Below are 23,847 nucleotides of genomic sequence, written 5' to 3'. Positions count from 1 at the left end.
GGAATCCGGAATGCCAGCGCACACCGGGAATCCCGCCTATTCGTTCTTATCCCCCACCGGGCGCAGTCCGTTCAAACAGAGCACCTGTATGATGGAATTCCCCAGAGGGTATGTACTACCAAGACCATTCGTAAATTTTCCAATCCACATAAGGACTGGCTTTTACGTTCTTCAGTGCCGCACTGCCGGCGCCGGTCACGACAAAGGAGTAAACCGGGACAACCAGGCATTCTTTTTCCAGAATAATCTGTACGATCTGAGAGTAAAGCTCCTCGCGCTTTGTGGAATCGGTCTCTCCGCGTGCCTGGTCCAGCAGCTGATCCAGCTCCGGGATGCTGTGATTCGTATAATTCAGATACGCCCCGGTGTAATAATGCTGCATCAGAGGAATGTCGGCATCCGGCGTAGTCGCGGTATAGTTTCCGATCGCAATGTCATAATCATAATCCGACATGACCGAAGCCCAGTACGCGCCGGTCTCCAGCACTTCCAGCGTTGCATTGATTCCGATCTCCTGAAGCTGTCCGATCAAAGTCTCCGCCAGCTTGTAATAGGTGGGAGTCGTGATGGTGCGGACCTGTACGTCAAAACCATTGGGGTACCCGGCTTCCGCCAGCAGGGCTTTCGCCTTCTCCAGATCTCTCGTATAGTAATCCGGCGCCTGGCTGTATCCGGCAAAACTATCGGGAATCGGAGAATTGATCACCTTGCCCAGTCCATCGGTGGCTGCGATCACCACATCGTCCTTGTTGACCGCATAGGCGACCGCCTGGCGCAGGCGAACGTCCGAGAAATATTTGCTGCCCGGAACATCAGTCCCGATTCCGGTGTTAAACATCACCCAGGCCTGACCGGGAGAATCCGTCTCATACCAGGCCAAATTGCTGTCGCCCTCGACCGTGCTTTTATAGCTGGTGGCAATGTTGGTCAGGAAATCCAATTCGCCGGTCTCCAGCGCGATTACAGCCGAATCCGTATCGTCGCGGATGCTGAAAACCACGTTCTTGATCGCGGGAGCGCCGCCGAAATAGTCTTCATTGGATTCCAGCGTGATGCTGACGCCTGCTTCCTTGGAAACAAACTTATAAGGTCCGGTGCCGATCGGATGATTTTCGAACTCATCCTGTCCGACCGCTTCGAATGCCTTCTTCGGCAGAATGCCGAGAATCATATCGGACAGGCAGGACATGGTCGGGCCGTACACATCCGTATAGTGGATAGCGATCGTGTGATCATCGATGATTTCCGTTTTGTCATAGTAGGCGAGGAAAGATTTCGCCTGGGTTCCGCCGGGATATTCCGCCAGCTTGCCGGCATGGTAATCCAGAGAGAACGCCACGTCCTCCGCGGTCATCTTCTCGCCGTTGTGGAACACCACATCGTCACGAAGTTTAAAGGTATAGGTCAGATTGTCCGCCGACACCTCCCACTCAGTGGCCAGCTCCGGCGAAAACGTTCCGTCGCTGTTGATTGCAATCAGATTGTTGTAGAGCTGTGTCTGAAGAATGTTCGGTATCTGTCCGTTGGAACGCCCGGCCGTCAGATACTTCGGCTCCTGCGGAATTCCGAATACCAAGCTGTCTTTGGCCTCTCCGCCGGAACTCGCAGGTGCCGCCGCCTCTGTGCTTCCTGCTCCCGCCGTTCCGGCCGGAGCGGTTGTCTCGCCCGCCGTCGTGGCGCCGCCTCCTCCGCATCCAGTCAAGGAGAAAGCCATCAGCGCCGCCAGCAGCATGCTAACCAGTCTTCTTCTTTTTTTCATATCGTGTCCCCTTTCTTAATATGTTGTGGGCACAATCGCCCGAATAACCATAGGAAACAGTTCCGCTTTCCGATACGGTTCCCGCCGCCTCATATTGCAGAACGACATTCTTCGTCAATCAGTGTATATCAGTGACAGACCCTGTATCTCTTTCGCGGATCACATTCTATTGCCTAAGACGTCCTTTCTTGCGGTAACAATGAAAGAACCCTTTTTTTTCAGGGGAAAGTCCTTTTATATTTTTCTGAAATTATAAAATATTATTTTCATAAATTTATTGCGGAGTTTTGACCAAGTTGTTAAATTTGTCTTCTTACCATTTTCTATATTTTAGTCTAATAATTTATTTGTAAATCCTGTTTTATCCTGTAAAATCGTATCCTCCGACTTTTATTCCAAATCTTAGAATAACCCGATTACTTTCATAGACGACACAAAACCGCCACAATCTTTTGGCGGGATCATTCCCGAACCTTCGGGAACCAGCCAAAAAACCACAGCGGTTTTGTTTCGAATCTGTTTTCGAAATCGTTTCCTTAAAGCAGCGCCGTCCAGCCCGATATCTCCGGGAGCTGTTCCAGCGTTCTGACCAAATCCGCGATAGAAACCAGCTCTTCCTTTGTTTTCGGCTCCGCGGCATGGGCGGCGCAGGCGAAATATTTTTCCTCCATCTCTCCCCAGGACGGTTCCTCCTGCAAAGCACCGTTTTCCGTGTAAAGCTTCCGATAGACAGCGCCATCCTCCATCCGCACCATCACCTCGGTATTCATCCCGTCCTGCTTTTCCCAGGAAGGATTGACCTCATAGGTAAAACGCGACGCCAGTTCCAGCACCCTAGGGTCCTTCAGGCGGCTTTCCTCAAAATCCGCCAGGGTAACCGTCCCGTTGAGGAGGGCCAGAGCCCCGGTATAAGGAATGCTGAATTTCGCCACAATCGATGATTCCGGGCGGCGGCGGATGTTTAGCGGCTCCATCAGCATCCGGTTTCGGACCGAGGTCACCACATGGATGTTCTCAATCCGGTTCCAGTCCATATCATGGACCGCCGCCATTTCCTTTAAGATCCGGATCGCCGGGTGGGTTCCCGCGCAGCTGGGCCACAGTTTAAAATAAAGTTCCCCCGCCTCAAAACGGCTCCCCAAGCCGGAAAGGGCGTTCTCCTCGTCCCCCGGCTTTCCGGCGTAAGCGTGATAAAAGCCAAGTTTTCCCTGCAAAGGATCTGCAAAGCCTCTCACTCCATTTTCCGCCATTCTGGCCGACAGCAAGGCGTTTTTTGCGGCAAAGGCTTCCCGGATTGAACGGACCGCAGTTTCAGAATTGTTCATCAGCTCTGCACTGCAGGTCGTCTGGCACAGATTCAGGGAGAACGCATCCACCATCTGTTCCCGGCCAAGCCCCATCAACTTTCCTGCGGCCGCCGTGGCACCAAAAGAAGTATAGACCGGCGGCATATAAAAGCCCCTCGCCTCCAAGTCCTCATGGACCCCCAAGGCAATCCGGCAGGCCGTCTCGCTGCCCGCCACCAAGGCCGTAAGGAGCTGCTTTCCCGATACGTTTCCCAGTACCTCCGCCGCGGCCAATGCCGCCGGAAATGTGGACGCATTGGAGTGGACCACCGCGTGCATCTGGGTGTCGCCGAAATCCAGGGAATGAGCCATGGAGGCATTGGCAAACGCCGCCCAGACGGCCGGAAGCCGGAGGCCCCAGCCAATCACGGATGCTTCCCCTGTGCCTCCGGCCGCGCACTCGGCGGCAACCTTTACCATCTCCCGGCAGCCGTCCCCCAGGCCCGACGCGCCGTAGGTGATTCCCAGGGCGTCTAAAACGGACTTTTTCTGCGTCTCAATCACGGAGGAGGGAATCTCCTCATAGCGCAGATTTACCACAAAGTCCGCTAATTTTTCTGTCATATTCACTTGCCTGATTTCCTCCTCTTATAAAACAGACATGTCTGCTTACGCAGACATTACCAGGAATGAAAGTTGTTTGGTCAGATCAGGACTACTTCATCCCCGCAGACTTGATAGGTTGTATCCAATTTTTCCATTTTCGTAATTTTCTCCATGTACGCCTGAATTTCCCCGAATTTCTCATCCCCGGCTTTTACTGCGTAAGGGGCGCCGTCCTCCGGCAGATAGGCGGGCAGGTAGGAAACCTGGGTGATCGTTCCCTTATCCACGGTCCACTTGGCGATCATGGTATAGTAGCAATCCATGGGAAAACTTCTCTTCGTCGTGCGGAAGCCGTCAGAGATCGCCGTCATCTCCGTATGGTTCTTGGATGTGGCCATATCCTGGTGAAGCGTCGCCTGGTCCCGGAGCATATCCGTCACTTCCTCCATGGCGAAATTTCCCAGGCTGTAAAAGATTGCTTTTCCCTTATAGATCTCTACCGGTTTTAAAATATGGGCGTGATGGCCTAAAATCAAATCAGCGCCGTGGTCGATGGCAAAGTGAGCGTAATAGCGCTGGTACTCGGCGATCTCCGCCTCCTTAAAATGGATTCCCCAGTGCATGGAGACGATCACCACGTCCGCCTCTTTTTTCGCCTTCTCGATATCCTGGATCATGTGAGCAAGATCATCCGGATGAGGGAAGGTATAGGTCCGGCACGGAGTTCCCGGCTGGTCGTGCTCCACCGGTACATAGGCGGTGATTCCCCTGGCCGGATTGCAGCCGGGACGCTGTTCCTGGCTCCAAAAGCCCTGGGGCAGGATGGAACAGTATCCAAGAACGGCTACCTTCGTCCCATGGACATCCGCCACCGGATATGTCCTGGCTTCCTCCTCATTTTTCCCGGCCCCTGTCACCAGGAGTCCCGCCTCCTTTAGATGATCCAGGGTCTCACAGAACGCCTCCCGCCCATAGTCCAGCGCATGGTTGGATCCAAAGGAAACCACATCAAAACCCGCGTCCTTCATCACTCTGGCCACCTCCGGCCGGGAGGAGCAGGGCATCCGGGTGCAGGAAGACGGCGTTCCCTGAAGGCTCAGCACCGATTCCAGCTGGCCAAAGGTCAGATCCGCCTGGGAAAACAGGGAGGACACATGCCGGAAGGAACTGGCTAAGTCCTCCCGGTAAGGGGCACAGTCCCCGACTCCATACATGGTCAATGGCCGTTTTTCCGTCATCTCTCTTTTTCCGCTCCTTTCTTTTTCCCGTACAGCCAGATCTCCGGCGCCTTGGTGCGGTCTTTGTATTTATTTCTAGGCATCACAGTATTGTAAGAGAGCCTTACCAAAAGCTCATCGCCGATAAATTCGCACGCAAAGCGGTAATCGCAGAGAAGAGATTTGCTGCGCAGATAAAAGGTAAACGTATTCTGATCGCTCCAGCCGCCACTGTACATGGTCTGATGAGTATTGTATCCAAAGATCAAATCCAGGTCCGCCACATGATCCGGGTCCGCTTTGGTCAGGATATAGCCCTGTCCATTTTCCGGCCACTTTCCCCGCAGGCCGCAGACCACCGTCTTTTCCTCCTTCTCGCTGACAGAATGGATTTGCACCGAATCTGTCCCAAAGGTAAAGCAGAGGCTTTTTTGTCCCACCGCGTTTTGGGAAAACTGATAGGTGACTCCGCTTACTGTTTCCGCCAGAGAGGAGGAATCCGTCACCCCAAGGGGGGCAAGGTTAAAATGTTCCAACAAATAGCGGGCTTTTGCCACAGCGGCGGGATCCTCGGCCACCGGATGGTTGAAGCTCTCCCCGATGATCGTGTTGTAGAAGATATCCACCAGCTCGTCATAATTGTTGCATGCGCAGTGGATGCCCACCGCCATATCCTCTTCTGGGAGAATCATGCCGACCTGGCCCTGGCCGCCGCGGAAGGAGAAGCCGCCGCCTTTATTTCTCCACATGTGAAGGGCGTATCCTTCCCATTTTCCCACCTGGCCGGTCAGTCCGGTGGGATCATAGTGAAAGCTGGGGCCATGGTGCTCTCCCGCCGCCACCGCCAGGTCCTCCCGCAGAATCTGTTCTCCGTCCCACCTGCCTTTTTGCAGGTAGAACTGGGAAAGCTTCGTCAGGGCGTCCATGGGGAATTGAATGGAGGAGGAAAAAAACAGTCCTTCCGGCTCCGTGTAATTGTTGGTGTAGGCGATTCCCAGCTTGTCAAAAAGCTTTTCCTTTAAATACTTTCCCGTGTCTTTTCCGGTGTGGCGGGCAATCAGCTCATTCATCACGTACTGGGCGCCCATATCGTAACAAAAATAGGTGCCGGGCTCATAGGCAGGCCGGGTTTCCAAAAAGGTCTTGATCCAGCAGTCGCTCTTTCCCCACATTTTAAACAGGGTATCGCAGTCGTGGCCGCTGGTCATGGTGAGAAGGTGGTAAATGGTCAGCCGCCTCCAGCGTTCGTCCAAGTCCTCCGGAATCCACTCGTTCGGCAATAACGGGATGACCAGATCGTGGAGCCCGAAACAGCCGTCCTGGATGGCAAAGAGAATCGCCGTTGCCACCACGCCTTTGGCGGCGGAAAAAATCCGGTGAAAGCTGTCGAAACCAAAGGGCGCCGCCGCCGTACTGATGCAGAGATGTCCGCCTCGGACCACCTGCAAGCTGTGAAGCTCCAAGTCGCGGGCCCGGATCTGCTCAAAGAAATGGACAATCGCGGCGGAAGGGATTCCCTGCTCTTCCGGCGTGCTGACGGGAAACGGATTGGATAAATATTCGGTCATGGTATTTCCTCCTTTCGGATCATTCATCAATTTTGCGGATCGGGAACTCCTCCAGGATCGCTTTTTTAATCATGGAATCCGCATAATACCAGTCATGGATTCCGTCCGGCGCAAAGAATCGATTCTCTAATCCCAGGCTGGTCAGATATTCAGCAAATTCCTGGCAGAGCTCCAAACCGTAATCCTGGCGGCCGCAGGAATGAAAAATCATCGGACGCGGGCCCTCCGACTCCGCCAGCCTCTTGGCCAGCTCCATCAGATCGTTCTCCCCGCCCCGCACCTGCTCCATCGGACCGAAAGCAGCCTCGATCAGGTCATTGGACGCCATGATCCCCCTAGCTTTCGCCAGTTGATCCATCTTCACCTGATCCTTTGCCCCGGACATGGACCAGACGGCCGCAAATTTTTCCGGGCAGCGGAGCGCAATCTTCATCGCACAGTGGGCTCCCATGGAAAATCCGGCCACAAAATTGTCCTCCCTGGCAGGCGACGACGGAAACAATGCCTGCACCAGGCGGGGCAGTTCTTCCGTCACATAGGTAAAATACTGGCGGCCGCATTTCATATCACAGCAAAAGCTCTCCTCCAAATCCATGGACACTGTCATGACGCGTTTTTCATTTCCGTACATCTCGACGCGGGTATTTCTGGTCCAGAGGGTGTTGTCGCCTCCGCCGCCGTGGCAAAGGTAAACCGTGGGATATTTTTTTCCGTGGTAAATCATATCCAGCGTCTTGTCCGCCGGAGTCTTGTGATCCGAAGGCTCCGGAATCGTCACGGTAATCGCCGTGGACATTTTCAGCACGCGGGAACGAAAATGATACTGCAAAATACTCATATAGATTCTCCTTCTAAAATAGATGATAACTTGAAAGAAAAAAGAAAGAGGAGGAAATCCGACGGGTCAAGCCCGAAGGATTTCCTCCGGAAAGACAGAAACGAGGATCAACCGAAAATCGATTTTAAACCGTAAACCAACTGAATGCGCCGATGGCAGACAGAACAAAGGTAATGACCAGGATCACCCACGGCATCACCATCTGAACCCGGATCGTCTTATCTCTCAGTTCATCCGGGCAGCCGTTTAACGCCATGGCGCCGCCGGTAGAAAACGGGCTCAAAGAAGGGCCGGTTCCGCCGAACATCTGGCTGAGAAATACATTTTCCACCGGGCAGCCCAGCGCGACAAAGACCGGGTAAAGAGGCTGCAGCATCGGAGAGACCGCGCGCCCGTCGCAAAAATAAGTGAGCACCCCGTTGATGGCAAGCAAGGCGGCGGGCAGCAGCCACAGCGGCAGGCTGGCAGACTGCAGCGGCGTCGCAAAGGTCGTCACCACGTTCATCGCATCCGCGTATTTCATCAGGAACATCATGCCGCAGACCGTTAAGATCACGCCCCAGGGCACCTGATGCTTCAGAACTTCATTGAAATTGGCCACCTGGAGGATTGCCAGAATCGCGGCTCCGATGCCGGCCAGAAGCTGCATGGAAAGGTTCGCCTTCATCCAGGCCGTAACCGGATTCGGGACAATCAGCTCCACGAACTGAGGAACGACCAGGAGAAGAATCACGGCAAAAATCACCCAGATCGAAATTTTCTGTTTTGCTGTGAAAGGCTCCGGCTTCTCCACCTGGATCGATCCCCGCTTGATTTTGTGGGCGCCGAAGAAAAAATACGCAATCACAAATATCGCTGTATAGACCAACGCGAACCAGATCATCAAAAGAAACACGGAATGCTCGATCTGAGGCAGATAAGCGTCGCCCAGAAGCGCCTGATAGGTGCCGATCCGGGTCTGCCAGGTCGTCATCCAGGGCATCGCATCGCCGATCATGGTTCCAGACCAGACGGCAAGGGAAGCCAAAATCGGATGGTAGCCTGCCTGCAAAGCCAGGGAGAACACCAGCGCAGACACGATGATCGGCGTGGACATTGCCCCCGGCCCCATGGCGGATACCACGATCGTGGTGGCAAAACCGACAAAGGGCAGCAAAGCGGTGTGGTTCCGGAACTGATAAACGATCCGCTGGGCCACGCCCTTCATCGCGCCGCTCGCATTGGCAAAGCCATAAAACAATGTGGTGATAAACAGATTGAAGAACAGCGTGAGCGGGAAGTTGGCAGTCACGGCGGCGGTCGCCGACTCTCCCTTCACAAGCATTGCAATACACAAGGCTGCAATGATACCCAAAAGGCCAAAGTTGACGTTTCGCTTGATTCCAATAAACACGATCGCGGCAACAATGACGAAAAATGTGATTGTTAAAGCCATAATCTTCCTCCTATGATGTATCTCCCCATCCGGGCATCCTGCGGTCTGCTTTTGCCGCAGTTTTTGCTTTTTGCGGATATCCAAAAATGGTTCCGCATGGCAAAGAAATTCCGTCAGCTTCCAGAATTTCTTTTGGCTGTGCTTTCCTTCCTGCCGGCCGGACTAAATGAATGCACATTCCAGGGAAAAGTTTCGAAAATATCGATTTCCGAAGCTTTTGTTGGTAATCTGATTGTAAATTATTTTTGCAGAAGGGAACATAAGAAGTTGGAAGGGAAACCGACCTTTGTGTCTCCTGCACAAGATCCGGCAGATTTTTGTGCAAGGGCAATCGATTTGCCGATACGGATCGCTGTGGCCGGTATTTTGGCATGAAAAAAGAACCCGGATCGCCGGATCCTTTTTTATGCTGTACTTTAAGCCAGAATTCAGGCCCATCCTTCCGGCCAACCGCTCAGGTGTTCTCCCCGTTCGCGTTCTGGTTCCGGAAAATGAAATCCGACTCCAAAAGATCCCGGTGCAGGTACCTCTCGCTGTAGCGCATCAGGCAGCAGGAAATCAAAAACTGATGCTGGATCGTCGGGTTGTTCAGATCGCAGGAAGTAATGGCGGATATCTTTTTCATCTTATTCAAAACGGTATTCCGGTGCATGAACACCCAGTCCGCCGTCCTCCCCGCGCTTTGATTGTTTACCAGGTAGATATGGAGAAGCTTCAGCAGATCCGTCTGGTGCTTGGCGTCATAGTGGGACAGTTTTACAATGGCAGGATGGATCAGGTAGGCAAAATTATAATGTTCATACTCTTGAACAAAATTTTTCAAGGCCAGATCTATGATTAGATAGTGAATGTATTCCCCTCTGGTAAAGATCCGTTCTTCCGGCTGGAAGCGGACCGTCATCCCGATCCGCAGAAGCTTCCGCACCAGGCTGTACTGTGTCTTAAAATGGCCGAACCGGTGAAACGGCTCCCCCACGCCCGCCGAAGCATTGAATTTTTCCAAAATTTCATCCAGCCTCCGGCGCGTTTCCTCCTCCAAGCCTACCGGCGTCTCTTCATAGGATAAAAGAAGCACGATCTCATCCCGAAAAACCGCCAGATTGGCGTCCGGAAACGCATTCCGCAGCGCGCTGAACAATTGCAGATGGAGCTTATCATTTAAACTGCTGGACTCAAAACAGACCACCACGCAGCGGATCTGATTTTTCACTGGATGAGGCAGCATCTTGAACTCATTGATAAAGTCCTTCTCCTCGGTGAGCCTGCCACTCATGATATTTTCCAGCAGCCGCTCAAAGGCGCGCTGGTAGTCCAAAGGCACCACCACGGATTCTCCCAGGCGCACATAAATGCTCCGGCCTAAAAGCAAGGCAAGGGTGGGAAGGTCCGCCGTTTCCTCCTCCTTCCCCTCGATGATGACGCAGCCTCCCGGATAACTGTGGATGGAGATCCATGTACAATAGTATCTCTTTCCGCTGTCGTCCCCATAGATCTCGCATTGATCATAGACGCCGTCTGGCGCTTTGGCTCCCACGGTTTCCAGGGGATCCTGCTCCAGAATCTGACGGTATTTCATCCGGAAATTTTCATCTGCATTTTCATATCCATAGATAAAATGATACTCCCGGTCTACAAAATAAATCTTTCTCTCAAATTTTTCCTGGGCCGTCTGCAAAATCCCCTCTAATGAGAACCGGTCCAGGCGTACATTGAACAGATGATTCCGCCAATTCTGGTACTGCATCATCATGGCGTTCAAACGGTTGTAAATGGAGATAAAGTCTCCCCGGACCGCCAGGCCGATGAAATCCCTTTTTTCCCCCTGCAACAGGGAAACCGCCCCTTCGCCCTCGCAGATGACGGCGATCGCTCCCGGAAAGATCATCAAAGTTTCCAGGCGCTCCGCCTGCGATGCGTCCGTCAAAAGATAAAGATTGCCGGAGTGCAGGGAAGTCTGCCGGTCAAAAAACGTGATCGTATTGATATTTTGAGGATATTTTTTAAATGAAGTCCGGGCCAGAATATCCGGGCCCAAAATATGGAACAAATATCGGACTTTTGAGGTTATCAGCGTTGTCACGGAATGTCTCCTCCTGCTTTCCCAAGACCTGCGGCCACTGCTTCGGCTATCCGGTCTTAAAACACAAATTGTACCAGCAGCATATAACAGACGGTTCCGCCTGCAATCGAAAGCAGCATCTGCCGCTTCCAAAGGTGAAGTCCGACCACCAATGCGATGGAAAACAGCTCCGGGATCCCGTGGCTTCCGGAAACCAGGCTGACATTTTTCAAACTGTATATCACCAGCAGTCCGAAAACCGCGGACGGCAGATACTTTCCCAGGTACTGAATATATTTCGGCGTAGGTTTTCCGGCCGGAAACAAAAGAAAAGGAAGGAACCGGGTCAAAACCGTGCCAAGAACCACCATGACAACCGTAATAATCTGTTCCGTCAATGTCATCGTCATGCCACAGCTTCCTCCTTTTCCAGTTGTTTTTTCAGCGGCGTCAGCACGCAGAGGATGGCTGCCATGGCAGGTATAATAAAGTTCTCCGGCCCGAACGCCACTAGACAGAGAAGGGAGAGCCCCAAGCCCAGCAGCGACGCAGTATGATTTTTCTCTTTCAGCCACTGTTCCATAAAAATCACGACAAACATGGCGGTCATGACAAATTCCAGCCCCTCGGTGTTAAAATGTATCAAGGAACCAAAAAGTCCGCCCAGAGTAGCCCCGGAAAACCAGTAAAAATGGTTCAGCAGAGTGACAAAAAAGAAAAACCATTTCCGGTCCACATCTTCCGGAATCCGGGCGGTATAGTTGATGGAGAAGGTTTCATCGCACATACCGAAGATCAGGTACGGCTTGAACCCGCCGGTATTCCGGTAACGGTCCAGCATAGAAACCCCGTAGAACAGATGCCGCGCGTTGACCATCAAAGTCATGGCCAAAGCCTGAAGCGGATTAAACACGCCGAGCAGCATATTCACCGCCACAAACTCCACGGAACCGGCAAAAATGGTCAGGCTCATCAGCATCGGATACCAAAAGCTGAAACCGGACACATTCATATAAATCCCGTAGGTCAGTCCAAGAAACCAAAATCCCGCAAATATGGGGATGGTATAAGGGAACGCCGCCCGCAGTGCCTTACGCCTTACACCCTCACTCTTTTTCATCTCAATCGTTCCTCCTCCCACGGTCCGGGCCTGCGCCGGGACCTGGTAAAAAATCGTACTTTTTGATTTTACCATTGGAAACGGTTTCAATCAATGGCCTATTCCTTAAAATTCCTCCCGTATGGTCCGGATGCAGCTCGTCGTTTCTAAAATTTTTATTTTTTCTTTGAACTTTCTTTTCAAACATTCTAAAATCCTTAAGAGCGCGTACACATTATCGTCACGATCTCCGGATATACTAATATCATCACAAACAAAGTTGTGATTCATAGTTTTTCCGATAAGGTTCTTGCCTCATCCACAAGGCCTTATCACCCTCTCCTTTCTCACAAAAGAACCTGCCTTGCGGCAGGTTCTTTTGATTTAGAAACGATTAAATTTTGATCAGAACATTCTGTTTCATCTCTTCGATGCTATTTTCTTCCGATTACTGGGCGCTGTTGGCGCTGAATTTCTGCTTGACAGAATCCACTTTATTCTGCTCAGCCTGCTCCGTGGGATACCAGCCCTTCTCCGCCATCTTGTCGTAAACCTGATCCTGCATGCACAGAGCATCATTCAGAGCATCGCTGAAGGTCTGATGAACGTTAGCCGTGGGGGACTCGATGGTTCCGTGCAGGAACAGATCGCAGACGCCTTTCTCCAAAAGGAGAATATCTTCCATTAAATTTTTGTCATTCATTTTCTGATCTCCTTTCATGATTACAGCAAATTATAAAACTGCTGAAAAATCTGCTGATGCTTCTGAGCCATCTGCTCCACGCACTGTTTCAACTCCTGGTCATGGATCTGACTTGCCGTCTCCTTGCACTTGGTCTGAAAATACTGCTCATGGCCCAGCGCGTCTTCCACATACAATAATTCTTTGGTTGTCATGGATGTCTCCTCCTTATGATTGAATTCCAGTTTTATTTTGCTGTAATTCTCCTCATAATATACTTGGAAAAAAATTTTAAAGACAAAACAAGCCCAGAAAGCTCCTTTTCTCCTATAAATTCTCCCCCGACAACTTCCGGCATCGAACCCAATGCCCCTCTGCCGCCTCTCTCAGCAAAACATCCTCCCTTTCGCACTCCGGCGAGGAAAACGAGCAGCGGCCGGCAAAACGGCAGCCAGGTTTCGGATCAATGGGACTGACCACTTCCCCCTGGAGCACCGGCCTTCTCTTTGGACCTTTCGTCGTAGGCCGCGGGATCGCATCCAAAAGAGCTCTCGTATAGGGGTGAGACGGATGGGAAAAGATCTCCTCAGTCTCCCCCTGTTCCACACACTGCCCCAGATACATCACAACAATCTCATGACTGATATGCCGGACCACGCTGAGATCATGGGTGATAAACAAATAGGTAAATCCCTCTTTCTCCTGCAATTCCATCAGCAGATTCAAAATCTGCGCCTGAATCGACACATCCAGGGAAGACACCGGCTCGTCACAGACGATCAAATCCGGGTGCAAAGCCAGAGCGCGGGCAATCCCCACCCGCTGCCTTCTCCCCCCGTCCAGTTCATGGGGATAAGCGCCGAAAAGCCGCTCTGACAGACCCACCTTCTCCATCAGCTCCAATACCTGACGCTCCAGGTCAGAGGATCCTGTGCGCCCTTGCTGGACGAGAATCGGGTCGGCTATGATCTCCCCGACGCTCATTCTGGGATTTAAAGAGCCATAGGGATCCTGAAAGATCATCTGGATCTTTCTCTGCAAATCCGGCTGCCGCTGTCTCTCTTTTCCAAGAACCGGTACTCCGTCTAAGCGGATTTCCCCGGATACGGCTGGGGTCAGCCCTAGAATCGTCCGCCCCAACGTGGATTTTCCACACCCGGACTCCCCGACAACTCCCAGCGTCCGCCCTCTGGGTATGGAAAAACTGATATCGTCCACCGCGTGCAAAAATCCTCGGTTTACCGGAAAATACGTCTTTAAATTCTGTACTTCCAACAAAGGCTGTTCCACCGCTATTCCCTCCACTCCGCTTTGTCAGCAAACAGGTGGCATTTGATCCGATGCCCTCCCCTCTGCCTTTCTTTTGGCTTATCCTCAAGGCAACGCTTGCTGCAGTGCGGACACCGCGGCGCAAATACACAGCCGGGAAGAAGCTTTGATGGGTCCGGCGTCTGTCCGGCCACCGGGGACAGGCGGCTGATTTTGTGATCCGGACTGGGAATCGCCCCCAGCAGCCCTTCCGTGTAAGGATGACGGACCGGGCCGTCAAAAATCTCCTCCGCCGTTCCCGTCTCCAAAACCTCCCCCGCATAGAGAACCGCCACGCGCTCACAATTTTCCGCCACCACGCCAAGATCATGGGTGATCAGCATCATAGCCATGCCAAACTCCTCTTTTAAGTGTCTCATTAATTGCAGGACCTGCGCCTGAATCGTCACATCCAGAGCCGTCGTCGGCTCATCGGCCAGGAGAAGCTCCGGGCTGCAGGCCAGCGCCATGGCGATCATCACTCTCTGTTTCATCCCGCCGGAAAGCTGATGAGGATAATCATCCCACCGCTCCCGCCCGATCCCCACCGTCTCCAAAAGCCGGGCGGTCCTCTCCTCAATCTCCCTTTTCCCCAGCTCCTTCCGGTGAATGCGGAGCACCTCCGCCACCTGGTTCCCGATCCGGAAGGACGTGTTCAGGCTGGTCATGGGATCTTGAAAAATCATCGCGATCCGGTCTCCCCGGATCTTCCGGATTTCCCTCTTGGACGCCGCCAATAAATCCCGGTTTTGAAAGAGAATTCTCCCCTGGTCCACCGAGGCGGCAGGTTTCGGCAGCAGATTCAAAATGCTGAGGGCCGTCGTCGTCTTCCCCGCGCCGGTCTCCCCGACGAGTCCCAGGGTTTCCCCTTTTTCGACCGAGAGGTTCACGCCGTTTACCGCATAGACAGTTCCCTCCATGGTGCGATAGGAAATATGTAAATTTTCAATCCGAAGCAAATCTTCCATTCTTCCCCCTCAAAGTCCGAAAAGCGCCTGATTTTTCAATGTGGACGCGCCAAACAGCTGGCTTTCCTGCTTGGTCGTGTATGCGTCAGCGGACAGGTCCGCTTAGTTTGGGATCCAGCGCGTCCCGCAATCCGTCGCCGATTAGATTCAGGGCAATCACGGAAAGCAGGATTGCGAATCCGGGAATCGTACACAGATAACCGTACATCCGCATATAGGATTTATTCTCCGCCAGAATGGTTCCCCATTCCGGAGAAGGGGCCGGGATCCCCAGGCCGATAAAACTCAGGGAAGATATCGTAAGGACAGCTTGGGCCATGGAAAGGCTGGCCTGGACGATCAGCGGCCCCAGAGCATTGGGCCAGATCTGCCTGGTGATCAGGCGCGCTGTTTTGCTCCCGTAGGTTTTCGCCGCCTCCACGTAATCCTCCGACGCAATCGTCCAGACGACGGAGCGGACCACCCTGGCAAAGGTTGGAATCTGGGAGATGCTCATCGCGATCATCAAATTTCCCACTCCTGTCCCCAAGGCCGCCGCGATCGTGATCGCCAGCAAGGTGCCGGGTATCGCCATAATCATATCAATCAGCCGCATGATCATCGAGTCGGTCCGGCCTCCGTAAAAACCCGCTGCCGAACCGATCACGGCCCCGGCCAGCATTGCCGCGAGCACCGAGCCGATGCCAAGACTTAAGGAGTAGCGGGAGCCCCAGATGACGCGAGCAAACAAGTCCCTCCCATAAGCATCCGTCCCAAAGGGATAGGCGGCGCAGGGCGCAATCAGGCGGTTCGCCGAGTCCTGATGGATCACCCTCTCATAATCGGCGATCGCCGGTGCAAACACAGCCGCGCCGATCAAAAACAGCAGGAGAACCAAACCGGCCACCGCCAGCCGGTTCCGGCAAAACCGGCGCCAAACCGCCTGCCACCGGCCTCTTTTTCGAAAAGGCCTTCCTCTTTTCATGCCCCGGCCTCCTTCCTCTTCTTTTTCTCATACCGAGAGCGAAGCCGCGGCGTGACCAGAACGTAGAAGTAATCCACCGCCAAGTTCACCAGGCCAATCATCACTGCGATAAACAAAATACACCCCATGGCCATCGGCACATCTTTGGTCCGTACCGAGCTGATCAGAAGGCTTCCGACGCCGGATACCCCGAACACCTGCTCGGTGATCACCGTCCCTCCCATCAGCAGGTTAAAATTGATCCCCACCAGAGTCACCACCGGCATCATCACATTCCGCAGCGCATGGTAGGCAATCACACGGAATTCTGTGGCCCCCTTGGCTCTGGCGGTGCGCACAAAATCGGAGCGGATTACCTCCAGCATGTGAGACCTTGCCGTCCGGACCAGGGATGCCGTCAGGTTTGCCGCGCACATAAATACCGGCAGCACCCAGTGCTTCCAGGTCACCGCTCCGTACACCGGCATGGACGCCGGGAGCCACCGAAGTTCCAGAGAAAATTTGATCATCATCATCAAGGCCAGCCAAAAGGTGGGAAGCGAGGTTAATAGCAGGGCGGCAAAAAGCATCAGATGGTCCAAAAGACTGTACTGCTTCACCGCAGAGATCAACCCCATGGGGATTCCGATCAGGATCATAATCAAAACAGAAATCGCCGCCAGCCGCAGCGTATTGGGAATCCGCACAGCCAGCTCTTTCGCCACCGGCACGCCGTACCGCCAGCTGATCCCCAGATCTCCCTGAATGACCCCGCCCAGATAGCGGACATACCGCACAAAAAACGGATCGTCCAGCTTCCATTCCCGGCGCAGTGCTTCCACCGATTCCTCGGTGGCGTTAAACCCCAGCAAAAGGCGCGCCGGATCCCCAGGCGTATAATTCAGAACGGCAAAAATGACAAAGGTAATTCCTAAAATTACAGGAATCAGCGCAAGCAGCCGTTTCCCCCCATAACGGAGCATCGTCTTTCCTCCTCTCTCCCGACACCATAAAACGCAGCAGATCCTCCCAACCCCGATGGACCGGCCGGCCTTTTCCGGACGTCACCAGGTCCATTGATAGACTTTCCAGTCTGAATAGGGCGCCGCCTCCACATGCTTGAGGCGGGAATCCCCCGCGCCGGTCACGGCAAACGAACAGACCGGCACCACCAGACAGTTTTCCTTAAGGATCAGTTCCATGGCTCTGCGATACAGTTTCACCCGTTTTTCTTCCTCCAGCTCGCCCCTGGCCTCGGTCAACACCTGATCCAGCTCCATAATACTGTGGTTACTATAATTCAGATAAGCTCCCGTGGCATAATGCTGCATCAGAGGAATATCCGCATCCGGCGTGGTGGCCGTATAATTGCCGATGGCAATATCATAATCATAATCCGACATCAGGGAAGCCCAGTAGGCTCCGGCCTCCAGCACTTCCAGGCTGGCGTCGATTCCGATTTCCCGAAGCTGCCCGGTCAGCACTTCCGCCAGTTTATAATAGGTCGAGGTCGTGATCGTGCGCACTTTGACGGAAAAGCCGTCGGGGTATCCCGCCTCCGCCAACAGGCTGCGCGCCTGATCCGCATCTTTTGGATAGTAATCCGGCATCGGAGAATAACCGGCAAAGCCCTCTGGAATCAGCGAAGTCACCGGCTTTCCGCTACCGTCCGTAGCCATCTGGGTCAATTCCTCCTGATCCACGGCAAAAGCGACCGCCTGGCGCACCCGCAGATCCGAAAAGAAACGGCTCCCCCCGCGGTCCGTACCCAGTCCGGTGTTAAAAACAATCCAGGCTTGTCCCGGCGAATCCGCGCAATACCAGGTCAGCCAGGGGCTCCCCTCCACAATCTCCCGGTAACTGACCGAAGGCCCCGCCAGAAAATCCAGTTCCCCGCTCTCCAAAGCAATGACCGCCGCGTCCATATCGGAACAAACGCTGAAGATCAGATGGGGGATTGCCGGAACGCCGTCAAAATATACTTCGTTTGCCAAAAGTTCCATACTGGTTCCCGGCTTGGATTCGACAAAACGGTACGGTCCGGTCCCGATCGGGGAAGCCTCAAACAGATCCTGACCCATCTCCAAAAAGGCTTTTTTCGGCAGAATCCCAACAATCACATCCGCCAGGCAAGGCAGGGTCGGTCCATAAACGTCCGTATAATGAACCGCCACCGTATAGTCATCCAGGATTTCGGCGCTGTCATAATAGGTCAAAAAGGACTTTGCCTGGGTTCCTCCCGGATAATCCGCCAGTTTACCGGCATGATAATCCAAAGAAAACGCCACATCTTCCGCGGTCATCGGCTCTCCATTGTGAAAGCGCACGTCCTTGCGAAGATAAAACGTATAGGTAAGGCCGTCTTCGGATACACTCCAAGACTCTGCCAGCTCCGGCCGGCAATTTCCCTCCTCATCCAGGGATATTAAATTGTTGTACATCTGAGTCTGTAAAATATTGGGAATTTGCCCGTTGGACCGGCCGGCAGTCAAATATTTGGGTTCCTGGGATATCCCAAAAACCAAATAATCTTTGCCGGCCTCGCCGGACACACGAAGATCCCCTGCCCCAGAGCCGCAGCCAGCGCCGAACAGGGATAGAACCAGAATTATAAGAATGGACAAAAACTTACTCGATCGTACCAATAACCTCTTCAATATCAACACGCTCTCCGGCAGCAAACCGCTGTTTTAGAATTCCATCCGCGGGAGATACGACGTCCGCCGTAATTTTTCTGGTTTCTACCGTTACGACTTTTTCGCCCTTTGACACAACTTCTCCCTCATGTTTCAGCCAAGCGACAAGGATCGCTCCCTCCACCATGACGCCGCCCAGATGGTTAATCTTGATTTCTGTCCTCATTTTTTTCCTCCATAAACATAAATATAGCATATTTTCATTCTATTTAGAAGAGATTTTTTAAGAAAATAAAACAATCCATGTTTCTTCCGTTTTCATTTTACAGGAATCTTTTCATTGAATTATGACGAAGTTGTGTCCAACTTGTTACAGTTAACAAATCGCAACATTTTCTTTCTTTTTTATGCCAAGTCACTTTTATTTTAATTTATTTTTGTGCTTTTCATTAAATAAATCATTATTTTTTTAGCAATTATCCTGGACATTCCTCTGGGAAGATGCTACAATTTTCACAGAAGCGATCATGTCAAGCTAAATTTGAGAGGTGATGGGGTATGAATACTTTGCTGATGATTGACAGCGATGAAGAATACCGCAAGAAAATCCGCAAAGTTGCGGAAGCCCAAGGATACTGCTTCCTGGAAGCGGAATGCGGGACAGACGGAATCAAAATCTGTATTGAAAAACCGGTGGATATCATGGTGATCGATATCATGCTTCCCGATATCGACGGCTTTTCCGTCTGCCGGACTCTGTGCAGTTTAAAAAACATCCCGATTCTCATCCTGACCGACTGCCGGGATGAAGAGAAAAAAATGTTTGCCTATGACCAGCTGGGCGTCAGCGATTACGTGTTCAAGCCCTGCTCTCCCAGGGAAGTCATCGCCCGCCTGAAAGTCATTCAGCGCTACCGCCCCAGGCATCAGTCCCCTACCGGCACCACATTCTTCAAATTCGACGGACTAGAAATCAATATGATGGAGCGGACCGTCAAGGTGGACGGAAGCTTCGTGGAGTTTACCCCTAAAGAATACGATTTGCTTTTCTGCCTGGTGAAAAACATCAATAAGCCAATGTCGCGGGAGCATCTGCTCTCCGAGGTCTGGAGCTATGATTTCTACGGCACGGACCGCACGGTCGATACCCATATCAAACGCCTGCGCGAGAAACTGGGCCCATACCACCGCTTTATCATCACGCTGCACCGGGTGGGCTACAAGTTCTCCGTGACATCAGAAAAATGAAATACTACCAAAATCCCTGCACAGACCCTTGTTACAATCTGGCTCTAGAAGAATATCTCTTGAATGAAGAGACAACGGACGATTTTTTTCTCCTCTGGCAGAATCGTCCTTCGGTAATTCTGGGGCTAAATCAAAACGCCCTGGAAGAAATCCGCGAAGACGAGGTCTCTCTTAGGGGTATTTCCGTTGTCCGCCGGACCACCGGCGGAGGCGCGGTCTACCACGACCTGGGGAACCTAAATTTTTCATTTTTCACGGATTTTTCTCCGGAACAACCGGCAGCCATGAGGCAGTTCCTGGAGCCGGTGACCGCCTATCTTTGTTCCCTCGGCCTCCCGGCGGCGGTGGACGGGCGCAACGATATCGTCGTATCCGGCCGCAAAGTATCCGGCAGCGCCCAGCGCATCAACGGGGGACGGATCCTGCACCACGGCACGCTCCTGTTTGACTCCGATCTGTCGGCGCTCTCCCGCGTCTTAAAGCCCCGTGATGACAAATTTCAATCCAAAAGCACCAAGTCGGTCCGAAGCCGCGTCGCGAACATCCGGAAGCTGCTTTCCGTCCCTGTCACGCTAAATGAATTTCGCGACGGGCTGGTACAATGGCTGACTAGAGACCGCCCGGTCTCTTTGTGGACCCCCTCTTCTTCCGCAGTCCGGAAAATCCGTCTTCTGGCCCAGGAAAAATATGCTTCGAAATCCTGGAACTACGGCAGCGCTCCGGCTTGCACCTTCCGAAATCAAAAAAGGTTCCCAGGAGGAAGCCTGGAAATCTTATTCGAAATCACGGAAAACCGGATCGAGCATGCGGGGATCTACGGTGACTTTCTCGCCACCGAAGATTCCTCCCCCCTTCTGCAAGCCCTTGGTGGGATCCCCTATCAAAAAGAAGAGGTGCAAAGCGCGCTTTCGCCTCTCCCTTTGCACCGGTATCTGGGAGGGATTTCACTGGAAGAGTTTTTGTCCGTCTGTTTCCCTTCCGAGCCACCCGTTGAGGAAACAAACTTTGAATCCAAACCCATGGCAGCTATGATCCACTCTCCGTATGCAGGGTCCGCCCAATAGCAGTGAACTGCATGGCGGTACTTGACGTTCTCCGTTACCGGTTCGATGTTCCGGGCCGTGTTGGAGGAATAGGCCGGCGCTCCGCCGTAGTTGCCGTCGGTGCGCATCAGGCCGTCCCGGTGATAATCGCTGACCTCCACCTTCGGCCGGTTCACGGGAATCTGGTTATAGTTTACTCCCAGACGGTAACGCTGCGCGTCTCCGTAAACAAACAATCTGCCCTGAAGGAACTTGTCCGGGGAAAATCCGATGCCTGGCACCACATGGGCAGGGGTAAAAGCAGCCTGTTCCGCCTCGGCGTCGGTCAGATTCTTGATCCCCTGCTGTGTCTTGAAATGGAATTTGCACCACACCCGCTCATTTTTCTCGTTGTAGAAGGAAAAGGTGTGTTCTCCATAAAAGTGCATGTGCCGGAAGGAAGAAGGAATTCCTCGATCCGACATGACCACTGTGGTCTGATGGAAGGTTTCCGGCAGGAGCGTCCAGAAATCCCAGTTATTCTGTGCGGAACGCATGCCCGTACGGGGATTTTCCAGAAACCTGCCGCTCTGTCAACCAAAAAAATTGGTCAGCTGATCCCGCACCATGGCAACACAGCCGTACACGGCCGCCATATCTCCAAGTCCGGACACCGAAATCCGGAGGTTTTTTCGAAAATGCGGCGGCACCATTTCTTCCACCAGGGAACGGATCCTAGAAAGCATCTCCTCATTTACCAGAAAGCTCAACAGTCCGCCGATGCAGACCTGGCGCGGATTGTAGGCATTGATCACGTTGACGATCCCGATCGCCAGATACTCCACCATCTCCCGCACCGCCGATATCACCTGAGAATCCCCCTGCCGCAGCCTCTCCACCAGATTCTGGAACAGGGCAAAGGTAGGAGTCCGATCCGGATAAAACTGTTCAAACAGCGCGCGGATCGAAGCATACGCCTCCAAGCATCCCCGGTTTCCGCAGATACATTTCTTTCCGTTATAATTGATGGTCGCATGGCCAAAGCGGGTGGACCGAGTGATCTTTCCCGTGATGCCGTCGTAAAGTCCGACGCCGATTCCCCAGTTGGCCGAGAGAAACGCCATATAATCCGATCCGCCGCACGTCCCGAACCGGGCTTCGCCGAGCGCCGATGCTTTTGCAATCTGGGAAACCAAGAACGGGATATCCGGATTCATCTTCTCCATCTCCAACCGGAACGGATAATGATTCCAGGCCATCTGGTTCGCCACGTATTCGATGATGCCCTCCTCCTGGTTATAGGAGCCGACGATCGCGAAACCGACGCCTGCAACGCCCAGCCTCCGGTCTGCATAGGCTTTCCGGAACTGCATCAGATAATGGGACACCTGCCCGACAAATTTTTGGGGATCTGAGTCAATCGCAGGCAAGTCATGCCGCTCCAACAGGCTTCCGGCCAGGTCGGTCACTGCGATCTTGCTGGAAATCTTGTCCGCCTCGATTCCCACCAAAACACCGGCCGCCCCGTTCACCGAGAGCAGCATCGGAGGACGCCCGCGGCGGATCTCGGTCACGCCTAATTCTTGGACCAGCCCCTTATCCAGCAGCCAATCCACACAGCTGGAGGCCGTCACCTTGCTGAAACCGCACAGCTTCGCCAACTCCGCCCGTGAGGTGGGCTGACTCTTTAACAGTTGTTTCCATATGATCTGAATGCTTTCCCGTATGGCGTTATCCATGGCTGCTCCTTTTTCGCTTCTTCCCCATGATTATACGGCCAACCCGCGTTCCCGTCAAGCAAACAGGGCGCGGACCTGGGCTTGCCGCCAAAGAGAAAGATCGAAGCAGAAAAGGAGAAGCAGCCTCTTTACGGCAAAGCCCAGGCCAGCAATCCAGGGAACAAACCAAACAAATAGGCTACCAGAATCAAAATCCCGATCAGCGGCAAAAGCCTCTTTCCCAGCGAAGCGATGGATTCCCCGGAGACGGAATTCATGACGAACAGGCAGAGTCCATAAGGCGGGGTGGTCAGGCCAATGGCCTGGGTCATGATAACCGCCACCACGAAGGAATACGGCTCCATATCTAAAGCAATCAGAATCGGGTAGACAATCGGAATCAAAATCCGCATCGCCGCGCCGCTGTCCATAAAGGTTCCCAAAACCAGCATCAAGAGGAGCAGCAGCCCGACCAGCAGGGCATGCCCGACGCCCATCTCCACCAGGCCGTTGGCCATCCGGGTGGGAAGCTCCATGGCTTTCAGCGCGCCGGAGAAGGAATTGGCAATCGCGAGAAGGATGGCCAGCGGCGCCGCGCTGGGCAGGCATTTCCGGATCACTGAGACCACGTCGTGAAAGGTCAGGGATTTGTAAATCCATATGCTGACGATCATCGCATAGACCAGGGAAAGAGCCGCCGCCTGGGCCGTATCCGCGATCCCGGCGAAAATACTTCCCAGAATGATTACCGGGCAGAGCAGCGCCCAGATGCTTTCTTTCAGGACCGCCCCAAAGCTGCGGGAACGAAGTTTTGCGTTGTGGGCGTTGATCGCCGCCTGATCCCCATTTCCATGGCGAAGGCAATGCAGATAGGCGTAGGCAATCAGGATCAGACCGGCCACCACGCCGACCAAAGCCGCCATCTTATAGAGCACCACCACGTCCAGCTCACCGGTCAGACCGGCCGCCGTGGTCAGCGGAGCGCTGGGAGGAATCACCATTCCCAGACATCCAGCCGCCACCAGGATTGAAGCGCTGAAACGCTTATCATAGCCCAGCTGTACCAGAATCGGATAACACATGGCTCCCACAGCCGCGGTCGTCGCCGGGCCGGAGCCGGAAATCGCCCCGTAGAACATGCAGGTGATGATGGAGACAATCGGCATAAAGCCGCGCTTCTTTCCCAGATAGTAGGCAAACGTATCAAACAGCTTTTCCGTCAGCTTCCCCTTGGACATCACTTCTCCGGCCAGGATAAACAGAAGGATCGTCACGCCGACCGAGCTGATGGAGCCGTCCAGGTTCCACTGGGCCACATTCATCAAAGCATAGCCGCAGGTATCGCCAAAGATCAACGGAAGTGAAAAAGTGGTAATCACAATACTGGCAAACAACGGCATCCCTAAAACAAGCATGGTGCCGAAAAACAGGACAAAAAATAATGCGATCATATCT

The 23,847-nt window shown here is 53.1% G+C and carries 21 protein-coding genes and 1 pseudogene; 2 read left to right on the top strand and 20 right to left on the bottom strand.

Going from position 1 to position 23,847, the window contains the following annotated elements; genetic code table 11:
- Positions 1-115: 115 nt before the first annotated feature.
- The 17 genes from MUB23_RS00950 to MUB23_RS00870 all read right to left on the bottom strand — a co-directional run bounded on the left by MUB23_RS00950 (position 116) and on the right by MUB23_RS00870 (position 18,630).
- Entirely contained in the window at positions 116-1,759 is a 1,644-nt protein-coding gene (locus MUB23_RS00950; protein ID WP_244798315.1) for an ABC transporter substrate-binding protein, read from the bottom strand.
- A gap of 536 nt (positions 1,760-2,295) precedes the next feature.
- Complete coding sequence (locus tag MUB23_RS00945; RefSeq protein ID WP_244799011.1) at positions 2,296-3,669, bottom strand: MmgE/PrpD family protein; 1,374 nt, start codon at positions 3,667-3,669, stop codon at positions 2,296-2,298.
- 80 nt (positions 3,670-3,749) lie between these two features.
- Positions 3,750-4,889: a CapA family protein gene (locus tag MUB23_RS00940; RefSeq protein ID WP_244798314.1), complete on the bottom strand. Its 1,140-nt coding sequence runs from the start codon at positions 4,887-4,889 to the stop codon at positions 3,750-3,752.
- Entirely contained in the window at positions 4,886-6,436 is a 1,551-nt protein-coding gene (locus MUB23_RS00935; RefSeq protein ID WP_244798313.1) for a serine hydrolase domain-containing protein, read from the bottom strand. Before MUB23_RS00935 ends, MUB23_RS00940 begins: the two co-directional genes overlap by 4 nt.
- Positions 6,437-6,455: 19 nt before the next feature.
- Positions 6,456-7,274 (bottom strand): alpha/beta hydrolase, encoded by an 819-nt coding sequence (locus MUB23_RS00930; protein ID WP_244798312.1) that lies wholly within the window; start codon positions 7,272-7,274, stop codon positions 6,456-6,458.
- A 124-nt stretch (positions 7,275-7,398) separates the two neighbouring features.
- Positions 7,399-8,709: an SLC13 family permease gene (locus MUB23_RS00925; RefSeq protein WP_244798311.1), complete on the bottom strand. Its 1,311-nt coding sequence runs from the start codon at positions 8,707-8,709 to the stop codon at positions 7,399-7,401.
- 454 nt (positions 8,710-9,163) lie between these two features.
- Positions 9,164-10,789 (bottom strand): PucR family transcriptional regulator, encoded by a 1,626-nt coding sequence (locus tag MUB23_RS00920; protein ID WP_244798310.1) that lies wholly within the window; start codon positions 10,787-10,789, stop codon positions 9,164-9,166.
- A gap of 56 nt (positions 10,790-10,845) precedes the next feature.
- Positions 10,846-11,172, bottom strand: coding sequence for a branched-chain amino acid transporter permease (locus MUB23_RS00915; protein ID WP_280515631.1), 327 nt, complete (start codon positions 11,170-11,172; stop codon positions 10,846-10,848).
- Between the two features lie 2 nt (positions 11,173-11,174).
- Positions 11,175-11,888, bottom strand: coding sequence for an azaleucine resistance protein AzlC (gene azlC / locus MUB23_RS00910; protein WP_244798308.1), 714 nt, complete (start codon positions 11,886-11,888; stop codon positions 11,175-11,177).
- A gap of 427 nt (positions 11,889-12,315) precedes the next feature.
- Positions 12,316-12,570 (bottom strand): spore coat protein, encoded by a 255-nt coding sequence (locus MUB23_RS00905; protein ID WP_244798307.1) that lies wholly within the window; start codon positions 12,568-12,570, stop codon positions 12,316-12,318.
- Positions 12,571-12,590: 20 nt separating this feature from the next.
- Entirely contained in the window at positions 12,591-12,764 is a 174-nt protein-coding gene (locus MUB23_RS00900; RefSeq protein WP_244798306.1) for a hypothetical protein, read from the bottom strand.
- Positions 12,765-12,876: 112 nt separating this feature from the next.
- Positions 12,877-13,839, bottom strand: a complete 963-nt coding sequence (locus MUB23_RS00895; RefSeq protein ID WP_244798305.1) for an ABC transporter ATP-binding protein — start codon at positions 13,837-13,839, stop codon at positions 12,877-12,879.
- Positions 13,840-13,841: 2 nt separating this feature from the next.
- Entirely contained in the window at positions 13,842-14,825 is a 984-nt protein-coding gene (locus MUB23_RS00890) for an ABC transporter ATP-binding protein (RefSeq protein WP_244798304.1), read from the bottom strand.
- An 85-nt stretch (positions 14,826-14,910) separates the two neighbouring features.
- Positions 14,911-15,789 (bottom strand): ABC transporter permease, encoded by an 879-nt coding sequence (locus MUB23_RS00885; protein WP_244798303.1) that lies wholly within the window; start codon positions 15,787-15,789, stop codon positions 14,911-14,913.
- Entirely contained in the window at positions 15,786-16,751 is a 966-nt protein-coding gene (locus MUB23_RS00880; RefSeq protein WP_244798302.1) for an ABC transporter permease, read from the bottom strand. Before MUB23_RS00880 ends, MUB23_RS00885 begins: the two co-directional genes overlap by 4 nt.
- Positions 16,752-16,832: 81 nt before the next feature.
- Complete coding sequence (locus MUB23_RS00875) at positions 16,833-18,413, bottom strand: ABC transporter substrate-binding protein (protein WP_244798301.1); 1,581 nt, start codon at positions 18,411-18,413, stop codon at positions 16,833-16,835.
- Positions 18,397-18,630: a biotin/lipoyl-containing protein gene (locus tag MUB23_RS00870; protein ID WP_244798300.1), complete on the bottom strand. Its 234-nt coding sequence runs from the start codon at positions 18,628-18,630 to the stop codon at positions 18,397-18,399. The genes MUB23_RS00875 and MUB23_RS00870 overlap by 17 nt, the downstream gene beginning before the upstream one ends.
- Positions 18,631-18,962: 332 nt before the next feature.
- Here MUB23_RS00870 and MUB23_RS00865 point away from each other — a divergent pair, with 332 nt between their 5' ends.
- Both MUB23_RS00865 and MUB23_RS00860 read left to right on the top strand, forming a co-directional pair.
- Positions 18,963-19,652: a response regulator transcription factor gene (locus tag MUB23_RS00865; RefSeq protein ID WP_244798299.1), complete on the top strand. Its 690-nt coding sequence runs from the start codon at positions 18,963-18,965 to the stop codon at positions 19,650-19,652.
- Complete coding sequence (locus tag MUB23_RS00860; protein WP_280515588.1) at positions 19,649-20,716, top strand: lipoate--protein ligase; 1,068 nt, start codon at positions 19,649-19,651, stop codon at positions 20,714-20,716. Before MUB23_RS00865 ends, MUB23_RS00860 begins: the two co-directional genes overlap by 4 nt.
- On the opposite strand, the pseudogene MUB23_RS00855 reads toward MUB23_RS00860, so the two are convergent.
- The 3 genes and pseudogenes from MUB23_RS00855 to MUB23_RS00845 form a co-directional block, all read right to left on the bottom strand.
- Positions 20,662-21,246: pseudogene (locus tag MUB23_RS00855) on the bottom strand (catalase); the annotation flags it as partial. The gene MUB23_RS00860 and the pseudogene MUB23_RS00855 sit on opposite strands and share 55 nt — an antisense overlap.
- A 21-nt stretch (positions 21,247-21,267) precedes the next feature.
- Entirely contained in the window at positions 21,268-22,413 is a 1,146-nt protein-coding gene (locus tag MUB23_RS00850; RefSeq protein WP_244798297.1) for an ROK family protein, read from the bottom strand.
- A 128-nt stretch (positions 22,414-22,541) separates the two neighbouring features.
- On the bottom strand, positions 22,542-23,843 hold the full coding sequence (locus MUB23_RS00845) for a TRAP transporter large permease (protein ID WP_244798296.1): 1,302 nt from the start codon (positions 23,841-23,843) through the stop codon (positions 22,542-22,544).
- Positions 23,844-23,847: the final 4 nt, after the last annotated feature.

It is taken from the genome of Cuneatibacter sp. NSJ-177, from assembly GCF_022867805.1.
Taxonomy (GTDB): domain Bacteria; phylum Bacillota; class Clostridia; order Lachnospirales; family Lachnospiraceae; genus Pseudolachnospira.
This window is presented reverse-complemented; position numbering and strand designations above follow the sequence as displayed.